The sequence below is a fragment of the Amnimonas aquatica genome (genome assembly GCF_002943415.1).
GTDB lineage: Bacteria > Pseudomonadota > Gammaproteobacteria > Pseudomonadales > Moraxellaceae > Perlucidibaca > Perlucidibaca aquatica_A.
Genome location: NZ_PTQZ01000070.1, coordinates 1 through 7,745, shown reverse-complemented (window position 1 = coordinate 7,745; position 7,745 = coordinate 1). Strand labels below are relative to the sequence as shown.

Annotated in this window: 4 protein-coding genes and 1 pseudogene; 2 read left to right on the top strand and 3 right to left on the bottom strand. The window is 69.0% G+C overall.

Annotation, left to right across the window (positions count from 1 at the left end; all coding sequences use genetic code 11):
• Positions 1-368 (top strand): alkaline phosphatase PhoX (locus tag C5O18_RS04315; protein WP_146089203.1); only part of this gene is annotated, 368 nt, incomplete at its 5' end.
• A gap of 145 nt (positions 369-513) precedes the next feature.
• Here the strand turns inward: C5O18_RS04315 and C5O18_RS04310 are convergent.
• The 3 genes and pseudogenes from C5O18_RS04310 to C5O18_RS04300 all read right to left on the bottom strand — a co-directional run bounded on the left by C5O18_RS04310 (position 514) and on the right by C5O18_RS04300 (position 7,235).
• On the bottom strand, positions 514-1,407 hold the full coding sequence (locus C5O18_RS04310; protein WP_105191779.1) for a transglutaminase family protein: 894 nt from the start codon (positions 1,405-1,407) through the stop codon (positions 514-516).
• A gap of 9 nt (positions 1,408-1,416) precedes the next feature.
• Positions 1,417-3,900 (bottom strand): circularly permuted type 2 ATP-grasp protein, encoded by a 2,484-nt coding sequence (locus C5O18_RS04305; protein WP_105191777.1) that lies wholly within the window; start codon positions 3,898-3,900, stop codon positions 1,417-1,419.
• Positions 3,901-3,957: 57 nt separating this feature from the next.
• Positions 3,958-7,235: pseudogene (locus C5O18_RS04300) on the bottom strand (transglutaminase family protein).
• A 146-nt stretch (positions 7,236-7,381) separates the two neighbouring features.
• Here C5O18_RS04300 and C5O18_RS04295 point away from each other — a divergent pair.
• The coding region (locus C5O18_RS04295; RefSeq protein WP_146089202.1) for a DUF47 domain-containing protein at positions 7,382-7,745 on the top strand (364 nt) is incomplete at its 3' end.

Sequence of the window (7,745 nt, the reverse complement as noted above, 5' to 3'; positions counted from 1 at the left end):
AGGGCGACGACCGCATCTGGGTCTACGACATCGACGCCGGCATGATCGAGGTGCTCTACGACTTCGCCACCAGCGACAACCCCATTCTCTCCGGGGTCGACAACATCACCGTGACCGACCAGGGCGATGTGCTGGTGGCCGAGGACGGCGGCGACATGCAGGTCGTGGTCATCCTGCCGGACGGCCAGCTCAAGCCGCTGTTGCAGATTGTCGGCCAGGACGAGTCCGAAGTTGCCGGCATCGCCTTCTCGCCGGATGGCCGGCACCTCTACTTCACCAGCGACCGCGGCGGCCAGCGCCTCAATGGCGGTTACACCGGACTGGGCCTGGGCATCACCTACGAGCTCACGCTGCCGCCGGGACTGTGAGCTGGTCGTTGATCGAGTCCTGAAAAAGGGCCTGTGCGCAGAAAACCGTCATGCGCCAGGGATGGCGCATGCGAGCCCCCAGGGAAGGGTTCACGGCGTGTTTTCTGCGCACAGGCCCTTTTTCAGGGCGGATGCACCGACAGCCTCAGTCCAGCGGCAGCACGGTGACGGCGACGTCCAGCTCGTGGGCGCCGCCGCCGACGATCACGCCGCGCAGCGGCGACACATCGCTGAAGTCGCGACCCCAGGCCAGGGTGATGTGCTGGTCGCCGGGCATGATGCGATTGGTGGGGTCGAAGTCGACCCAGCCGTGGCTGGGGTCCCACACCGAGACCCAGGCGTGGGAGGCGTCGGCGCCGATCAGGCGTGGCTGGCCCGGCGGCGGACTGGTCAGCAGGTAGCCGCTGACGTAGCGCGCCGGCAGGCCGCGCGAGCGCAGGCAGGCGATCATCAGGTGGGCGAAGTCCTGGCAGACGCCGCGCCGGGCCTTCAGCACCTCCAGCAGCGGCGTGCCGATCTCGGTGGCCTTGCTGTCGAAAGTGAATTCGTCGTGGATCTTCTCCATCAGCGCGCAGGCGGCGGCCAGCAGCGGCCGGCCGGGTGCGAAGCAGGTCGCCGACCAGTCGGTGAACTCGTGCTTGATGCGCACATGCGGCGACTCCTGGCGGAAAACCATGGCCTCCAGGTGCTCGTCCGACGACACTGCGCGGCCGCTGTGGTAGCGGCAGATGGTCACCACGTCTTCCCAGCGCATGCTGTCCTCGACCTCGGGCCAGGGGCGTGCCGCCACCGTGATGTCCATCTCTGCGGTGATGGACAGCGACTGGTGCGGCAGGTTCAGCTCCAGCAGCGTTGACGGGTTGCCGAAGCTGTCGCGCTGCTGCAGCCGGTGGCTGGGCGCCGGGTCGATGTCGAGCCGGGTGTCCTCCAGTGTCTGCCAGGGCAGCGCGCGCGGCTGCACGTGCAGCAGCTGCTGCGACAGCGACACCACCTGGCTGTAGCGGTAGTGGGTGTGGTGGGTGATGCGGTAGCGCGCCATGACGTCCTCTCAGCTCGAGGCCAGCGCCTGGCTCTGGCGCTCGACGTGGGCGAAATACTGCAGGCTGATGCCGTCGCCCAGCTGCCAGGCGGTCAGGCTGATCTGTTCCAGCAGGCGGGCCAGGGTCTGCAGCGAGCGGACGAGGCGCTCGGGCTGCGCCATGTCGCTCTCGATCACGCCCAGGTCCAGCGTTTCCAGCTGGGCGTGCAGCTGCGCCAGCGGCCGGCGGTCGCGGCTGTCCAGGGTGTCGAGCATGGTCATGATCTGGCGCAGTTGGAAGCTGACCGCGTGCGGATTGCCGGGGTCGAGCAGGAGCAGGTCCAGCACCGGGATCAGCTGCGCCTGCGACAGGTAGCGGCTGCGGTAGGTGATGCGGCTGTCGGCCATCTCCAGCAGCCAGTCGAGGCCGGCGGGCTCGTGCATGCCTGGTGTCTGCAGGGCGGTGGCGAGCAGGCCGCAGAGGTATTGCAGACGCTCCAGCAGGCGGCCGAGCATGAGGAAGCGCCAGCTCTGGTCCTGGGTCATCTCGTCATGGGCGAAGCCGGCCAGCGAGGACAGGCTCATCAGCAGACGGTCGAGAAAGCCGAGCGCGGTGACCGGCTCCAGGCTGTCGGCGTCGATGTCGTGCACTTCCTGCTCGAGCGCGGCGATGGCGCTCCAGTTCTCCTGCGACAGCCGGCTGCGCACCTCGGCGGCGGCGTAGGCCAGCGCCCGCAGGTTGCCGCGAAGGTCCGGGCGCTCGTCATCGTTGCGGATGCCGGCGAGCAGCCGCGGCGTCAGCTCGCCGTGGTCGGCGAACAGGCCCAGGGCCTGCCCGTGGTGCAGCGAGAGCATGAGCGCCAGCGCCTGCGCCGGGTCCGAGTCGAGGTGGCGGCTGAGCGCGGCGCGGATCAGGCGGGCCTGGTTGTCGGCGCGCTCGGCGTAGCGGCCGAGCCAGAACATGTTCTCGGCCATGCGCGAGGGCAGGTAGGGGTCGTGGCGGCGCAGATCGCGCACGCCGATGTGGCGGCTGCGCGGCAGGTTCTGGCGCTGGCGGTCGCCGAAGCAGACCCAGGTGTCCTTGCTGGTGCCGCCACGCTGCATCGACACCACGTCATCGTGCGGGTTGGCGGCGACCCGGGCCAGGCCGCCGGGCATCACCACGTAGCCGTGCTCGCCGGCCACGGCGTAGGCGCGCATGCCGACGGCGTGGTTGATGAAGCGGCCTTCGTCGTTGTGCCAGACCGGCGACTGCGCCAGCTGCATGCGTTCCTGCGCCAGGTAGGCGTAGGGCCGCTGGCGTATGCGCTCGCGCAGTTTCTCCAGGCCATCCTCGTCGAGGTTGCGGCCGAACACCGGCTCGAAGTGCTGCGACGGGAACGCCGGCTTGATCACCAGCTCCTGCAGGCGCTCCAGGGCTTCCTCCATGGCCGGCGGCTCGCCGCACCACCAGGTCGCCACCGAGGGCAGTTCCAGGGTCTCGCCGAGCAGGTGCCGGCAGGCCGAGGGCAGGAAGCCGAGCAGGCCCGGCGATTCCAGCACGCCGGTGCCGAGCGCGTTGGCGATCAGCACGTTGCCGGCGCGGGCCACGGCGAGCAGCCCGGGAATGCCCAGCGCGGAATCGCTGCGCAGCTCCAGCGGGTCGCAGAAGTCGTCGTCGAGGCGGCGCAGGATGGCGTGCACGCGCTTGAGCCCGTTCAGGGTCTTCAGGAAGACATGGGGCTGGCGCACGCTGAGGTCGTGGCCTTCGACCAGCGGGATGCCTAGGTGGCGGGCAAGATAGACGTGCTCGAAGTAGGTCTCGTTGTAGCGGCCGGGGGTCAGCAGCACGATCAGCGGCGGTTCGCCGGCGCTGGTCGGCGCCTGCCGCCTCAAGGTCTGCAGCAGGGTCTGGAAATAGCCGGTGAGCGATTGCACGCCGAGCTGGCGGAACTGCGTCGGGAAGGCGCGCGCCACCACCTGGCGGTTTTCCAGCGCGTAGCCGGCGCCGGACGGCGCCTGCGTGCGGTCTGCCATGACCCACCAGCGACCGTCGCCGGCGCGTGCGAGATCGACCGCGTAGGTGTGCAGGAAGGTGCCGCCGACCGGTTGCAGGCCGACGCAGGGCGCCAGGAAATTGTTGTGGCCGAACACCAGCTCCTGCGGCATCAGTCCCTGGCGCAGCAGTTGCTGCTCGCCATAAAGGTCGGCCAGGATGCGGTCCAGCAGCTGGGCGCGCTGGGCCACGCCGGAGGCGATGCGCTGCCACTCCTCGACCGGAATCAGGTTGGGCACGGCGCCGACGCGCCAGGCGCGGTCCGGACCCTGGCTGTCGCCGTAGATGTTGTAGGTGACACCGTTCTCGCGCACCTGGCGATCGACCAGGCCGGCGCGGTGCTGCATCTGCGCCGGCCCGAGCTCGCGCAGCGCATCGGAGAAGGCCTGCCAGTGCGGATGCACCTCGCCGTCGGCCGCGAATACCTCGTGGTAGCGGCCGGGCTCTGGGCGCAGCTTGGCAAGCAGATCATCGGCCATGGGGAATCCGGAGGGTGGCGCGGTGGCGGACGGCACCCGGAGGTGCCGCCCGTCAGGTCAGCAACGGCGCAAATCTAGCACGAAGGGGTGTTCGATATTGACCGGTCGTGCTTGCACCGATATGCGGCCCGGCGTGTGACCCATGCGGAAGAAGCGCGACAGGCGCCGGCCTTCGGCCTCGTAGGCGTTGATCGGATTGCTGTCGTAGTTGCGTCCGCCGGGGTGCATGACATGGTGCTGGAAGCCGCCCAGCGAGCGCTCCGACCAGGTGTCCAGCAGGTCGAACACCAGCGGTGCCTGCACGCCGATGGTCGGATGCAGGCAGGATGGCGGCTGCCAGGCGCGGAAGCGAACGCCGGCGACGAATTCGCCGACCTGGCCGGTGGACTGCAGCGGCACCGGCACACCGTTGCAGGTGAGCTGGTAGCGGTCGGGCGCCATGCCGCTGACCTTGACCTGCACGCGCTCCACCGACGAGTCGACATAGCGCACGGTGCCGCCGATGGCGCCTTCCTCGCCCATGACATGCCAGGGTTCGAGCGCGTGGCGCAGTTCCACCTCCATGCCCCTGACGGCGTAGTCGCCGTACTTGGGGAAGCGGAACTCCATGTGCGCGTCGAACCATTCCGGTGCCAGCGCGTAGCCGTGCTCGCGCATGTCCTCGATGACATCGGAGAAGTCCTGCTGTACGAAGTGCGGCAGCATGAAGCGGTCATGCAGCTCGGTGCCCCAGCGCGCCAGCTTCGGCGGCTGGTAGGGCTGCTGCCAGAAGCGCGCGAGCAGGCCGCGCAGCAGCAGCTGCTGCGCCAGCGACATCTGCGCGTGCGGCGGCATTTCGAAGGCGCGCAGCTCGAGCAGGCCGAGGCGGCCGGTGGGGCCGTCCGGCGAATACAGCTTGTCGATGCAGAACTCGGCGCGGTGCGTGTTGCCGGTGACGTCCACCAGCAGGTTGCGCAGCAGGCGGTCGATCAGCCAGGGCGGCGTGGTGGTGCCGGGTGCCGGGAACTGGCTGAATGCGGTCTCCAGTTCGTAGAGCGTGTCGTTGCGCGCCTCGTCCACGCGCGGCGCCTGCGAGGTCGGGCCGATGAACAGGCCGGAGAACAGGTAGGACAGCGACGGGTGGTTGTGCCAGTAGCTGATCAGGCTGCGCAGCAGGTCGGGCCGGCGCAGGAAGGGCGAGTCGGCGGCGGTGGCGCCGCCGAGCACGAAGTGGTTGCCGCCGCCGGTGCCGGTGTGGCGGCCGTCGACCATGAACTTCTCGGTGCTCAGGCGGCACTGGCGCGCGGCCTCGTAGAGGTGCGTGGTGCGGTCGACCAGCTCTTCCCAGGTTGCTGACGGGTGGATGTTGACCTCGATCACGCCCGGGTCCGGGGTGACGCTGAAGCGCTCCACGCGCGGATCGCGCGGCGGCTCGTAGCCTTCGAGGATGACCGGGTGCTGCAGGGCCTCGGCGGTGGCCTCGATGGCGCTGACCAGCTCCAGATAGCTGTCGAGCGTGGCCAGCGGCGGCATGAAGATGTACATGCGGCCTTCGCGCGGCTCGGCGCAGAGGCTGGTGCGGGTGATCCAGCCTGCGGATTCGTTGAGCAGCGGCCTGCGCGCCGGGTCGGGCTGGCGCAGCGCGGCGCGGTCATCGCCACCGGAGCCGGCGGCCAGGCTGCCGCCGCCGCCGGCGCCATCGACGCCGAGCACGCGGCCGAGGATCTGGCGACGGATCTCGGCGTGCGCCGGCAGCGGCGGGAAGGTCTGCTGCGGATCGGCCGGATGGATGTAGGGGTAGTCGCCCTCGCGTGCCCACGGCTGCGAGTCCAGCGGCAGGCGGTACCCGATCGGCGAGTCGCCGGGCACCAGGTAGCAGTGCTCGCTGCGCAGGAACCAGGGGCCGGTCTGCCAGTGCTGCCCGTCCGGCGTGCGCGCCAGCGGCAGCACNTGGGGCCGACGTTGTCGGGCAGGCGGCGTTCGCGCCACAGGTAGTAGAGGGCATCCTCGTAGGTCGGGAAGATGTGGTCGTCGTCCACGCCCAGGCGTTCGGCGATGCCGTGCAGGAAGCGCGCGGCCATCGCGGCGTCGGCGCCGTAGCCCTGGCGCTCGTCGGCGTGCAGCGCCGGGTCGCGCCAGATCGGCTCGCCATCCTTGCGCCAGAAGCAGTTCAGCGACCAGCGCGGCAGCTGTTCGCCGGGGTACCACTTGCCCTGGCCGAAGTGCGTCAGGCCCTGCGGCGCGTACTTCTCGCGCAGCTTGCCGAACAGTTCGGCGGCGCGCAGGCGCTTGGTTGGGCCGAGCGCCGCGGTGTTCCATTCCTCGCCGTCGGGGTCGTCGGCGGCCACGAACGTGGGTTCGCCGCCCATGGTCAGGCGCACGTCGAAGCGCTTCAGGTCATCGTCGATGGCATGGCCCAGCGCCTCGATGGCCGCCCACTGCTCCGGCGTGTAGGGCTTGGTGACGCGCGGCGCTTCGCGCAGGCGGGTCACGCTCATGTGGTGCGAGAACTCGCACTCGCAGTCGTCGATCATGCCGCTGATCGGCGCCGCCGATGACGGCTCGGGGCTGCAGGCCAGCGGCAGATGGCCTTCGCCGGCGAACAGGCCGGAGGTCGGGTCGAGGCCGACCCAGCCGGCACCCGGCAGGTAGACCTCGCACCAGGCGTGCAGGTCGGTGAAGTCGGCCTCGGGGCCGGAGGGACCGTCGAGCGATTTCACGTCCGGGGCGAGCTGGATCAGGTAGCCGGACACGAAGCGCGCCGCCAGGCCCAGGTGGCGCAGCACCTGCACCATCAGCCAGGCCGAGTCGCGGCAGGAGCCGGAGCGCTTGGTCAGCGTCTCCTCCGGCGTCTGCACGCCCGGCTCCATGCGGATCAGGTAGTCGACGTCATCGTAGATGCGCTGGTTCAGCGCGACCAGGAAGCTCACCGTCGGCAGCGGTTCGCGCGGGGTGGCATCGACATAGTGCGCAAGCAGGGGCGTCAGCGGCGCAGTGACCCGATATGGTGCGAGTTCGCGCTCCAGCGCGGGGTCGTCGTAGTCGAAGGGCCAGGTCTCGGCGTGCGGCTCGAGGAAGAAGTCGAACGGATTGATGACCGACATCTCGGCCACCAGGTCGACCTCGACACGCAGCTCCGTGGCCTTTTCCGGGAACACCAGGCGTGCCTGGTGGTTGGACTGCGGGTCCTGCTGCCAGTTGATGAAGTGCTCGGCCGGCAGCACTTTCAGGCTGTAGGAGAGGATGCGCGTGCGACAGTGCGGCGCCGGGCGCAGGCGCACCGTCTGGGGGCCGATGTTGATGGCGCGGTCGTAGCGGTAGTGGGTGACGTGGTTCAAGGCGACATGAATGGACACGGTGCGGATCCTGTTCGGCAGGTCTGGCTGGTAAGGCGGCAGCAAGAGCTGTGCCACCCGTCGTTGTCATGTGTTTGTCGTGTTTCTGTCATCACGGCAGCCCGGATGCTAAACTTCGCGCCCCGCTGTCCTCGAGGATAAAGCCGATGTTCGGTCGCTTCATGCCCAAAGAAGTCAATTTCTATGACCTCTTCAATGCCCATGCCAAGGAGATATCCCTGGGCAGCGAGGCGCTCAAGGCCCTGCTGGAGACCCTCAATCAGTCCCCGGAGGGCGCAGCCCGACATGCCGAGGCCATCGACGCGATCGAGGCCCGCGCCGACGAAATTACCCATGAAACAGTCGCACAGCTCCATTCCACTTTCATTACCCCCCTGGATCGCGACGAGATCCACCGCCTGATTTCCCGCATGGATGATGTTCTCGACACCATCCAGGACGTCGCCCAGACCGTCCAGATGTACGACATCCGCAGCGCCCCCCCCGAAGCCCTCAGCCTCATGACCATCA